At 41.8% G+C, this 2,597-nt stretch carries 4 protein-coding genes; all 4 read right to left on the bottom strand.

Translation table 11 applies throughout. The annotated features are described in order from the left end of the window. Positions 1–7: 7 nt before the first annotated feature. Entirely contained in the window at positions 8–742 is a 735-nt protein-coding gene (locus PGQ38_RS19150) for a hypothetical protein (protein WP_270433150.1), read from the bottom strand. A gap of 24 nt (positions 743–766) precedes the next feature. Continuing rightward, positions 767–1,702, bottom strand: a complete 936-nt coding sequence (locus tag PGQ38_RS19155) for a YqaJ viral recombinase family nuclease (protein ID WP_204454741.1) — start codon at positions 1,700–1,702, stop codon at positions 767–769. Between the two features lie 53 nt (positions 1,703–1,755). Next, positions 1,756–2,100, bottom strand: coding sequence for a DUF3848 domain-containing protein (locus PGQ38_RS19160; protein ID WP_204454739.1), 345 nt, complete (start codon positions 2,098–2,100; stop codon positions 1,756–1,758). A 135-nt stretch (positions 2,101–2,235) separates the two neighbouring features. Further along, positions 2,236–2,597: DUF932 domain-containing protein (locus tag PGQ38_RS19165; RefSeq protein ID WP_270433154.1), on the bottom strand; the 362-nt coding region annotated here is incomplete at its 5' end.

Consider the following 2,597-nt stretch of genomic DNA (forward strand, 5'->3'; position numbering starts at 1 on the left):
CTTTGTTTTATGCTGCATTTTTCGTCCGTTTCAAGCCATTGAGTGCTCTCTTATAAGTCACCTGGTCCAGTTCCTGTATGGATGCGATTCCATACCGTTTCAGGATCTGCTGCATCGTAACCCCGGTTCTTCCAAGCTCCGCATACAAGATCTGAATTTCCCTCTCTGATATTCTCTGGACTTGCTCTTTCTCACCCTCAGAATCTGCCACTTGTATGGAAGCTGCTTCTGACATCTGATAGCTAAACACCTTTTCACTTCTCTGGTTTACAATCTCCAGTGCTGTGATCACCTTATCGGCAGAAACCTGAATCATCTTCACAGAAAAGCTGTCCTTTACAGACTTTCTCCCATTCTTCTCGCCCATCCGCACTTTATTTATGGGAATATAAATAAAAGGAGCCGAATACAGTTCCCGTCCAATTCCAATATTAAAGCAGGCCCGTTTAAAAGAGTCCGATGCGGCACCTTTCGCCTTTTCATAGTCGCTTTCTGTTCCTACGTCTTCCTTCTGCACCCACTGCTTTTTCTCATCATCCCAGATACTGAGAATACAGTACAGTTCATTTCCGATCATATTATGCCTTCTCTGCCATCCGCAGATTCCAAACACTTCATCTAGTATCGTCTGATCTACCCTTGCATTTTTATAAAGGAGCAGAGTGATTCCCTGCTCCATGATTGCACCTACACGGCACTCAATCTCTTCCGGATTTAAATTCCGGATTCTTTTTTCTGCCATAATCTTTTCCCCCTGTAATCATCCCTACGCAACAGACAGTTTTCTATATGAACTGACATTGCTGTACTCTGCAAATATTTCTGGTTTTTCCTTGCGAAGTCTCTTGCTGTCCACAGATTCCCGGCTGATTTTCTTCCAGGAAACAACAATTCCATCTAATTCACCAGTCTCGTACTCCCCCATCACAGCCTTGATCTGGTTGGCAAGTCCAGTTTTCTGTTTTTCAAGTTCTTTTACCTTGGAATCAACATCCTGGTACTTCGCTATAACCTTTTTCATATCTGCTTCAAGCTGAATCGTATCCGCTACAGAATCACTATATTTTTCATTCAGATATTCCTGGGTTGCCTCGGAATCATCTACAACAGGCTCTGTGCCTGTAAGTACACACTCTTGCCAGAACTCCTTTTCCTTTGCGATCAGTTCTTCAATCAGGGAATCATCTCTGTAAATTGTGGTAAAAACAAATTTATTTCCGCCGATCAATGCCGCTATATATGCTTTATTCATGCCGCATACTGCCAGGTAATGCTGTACCTGTAACACATATTCCTCTGGTACACCCTTTTCCCACTGGTCAGCCTTATACTGGCTCGCCGTCTTTGCTTCAAAGATACATTTCTCCCCGCGCTCATCTGTAGCAATTCCATCTACATCCGCAAACAGATATGGATAATCTGCATGAAAAATCATTGCGTGTTTCTGGCGTACCTTAAGCCCGGTACGGTTCATAAACTCCTTGCGGATAATCGGTTCCATCACATTCCCCCAGTAAGTAAATTCATTTCCATTATCTGAAACTGGCAGCTTTCCTGTTTTTTCTTCCCACAGCTGTAAAATACTTCTGTAAGGATTCTTTCCCATAATCACAGAAGCATCAGAACCGCCGATTCCGTTTCTTCTAAGCTGTAACCATTCTTCTCTTGTAAGGTTCCCTGTCGGTGTCATTTTTCGTCTCATAATTCCTGGCCTCCTGTTTTCTTTCATTTTCCAGACTTTTATTCCTTGCTTCTTTATACCGCTTCCGGAAGATCATATCCTTCCAGGTCTTCTACCTCATGTCCCACATACTCTTCCAGTTCCTGGTAAGAATGGTCTTTTACACCAAGCCATTTCTTGTACATACCTTCCAGAATCCCGCTTGACATGTTCAAAAGGTTTAAAAGCGCAACATCACTAAGCTGTGCTGATTTTGCCAGAAGCACCTCATATAATGATGAAAACGTCTCAATCTTGTATGCCTCGGCGATCAGATCAGTCGGGTTTTCACACAGCAGATGTTCTCTGTAAGTGGAAAATTCCCCGTAAAGTTTCTGAACAAATTCCTGTTTTAATTCCTCTTTCACTTTTTGCTTCATTATGCCTGTCTCCTATACTCTGAAAAAACATAGGACTATCGCATCCGCTGATATCCATACACGATATAGATGTAATTATGATTAACATCCATATTCTGTATAAAAACTGCTTATTGCGATAGTCCCATTGGTAACTCATGCTGCCTTGACCAGCTGATATGCCCGGTCAATCATCGGATTGCCATCAGCTGTCCTGGCGAAAATATTTTCTTTATAATTTGCTGTCTTTCTTCTTGGTGTAGAATGTGTTGCAAAATCAGATACTGCATTTACAAATCTATATCCGTTGTTTCCAACGTCTTTCAGATCAGGTGCATCAAAATATCTCATTTTCATGTCTGCTCTCAGTTTTTCTACACCACGTTTCTGAAGCAGAGAATAATTTTCTTCCATTGGGAGAAGAATCTTAATATAATCCAATACCTGCTTCTCTGACAGCTTAATCTTTCTCAGATTCTCAAATTCCTGTCCCAGCGCAGTCATGTATTCATCTGCCA

Origin of the sequence: Blautia faecis (assembly GCF_027662325.1) — a bacterium.
Lineage (GTDB): Bacteria > Bacillota > Clostridia > Lachnospirales > Lachnospiraceae > Blautia_A > Blautia_A faecis.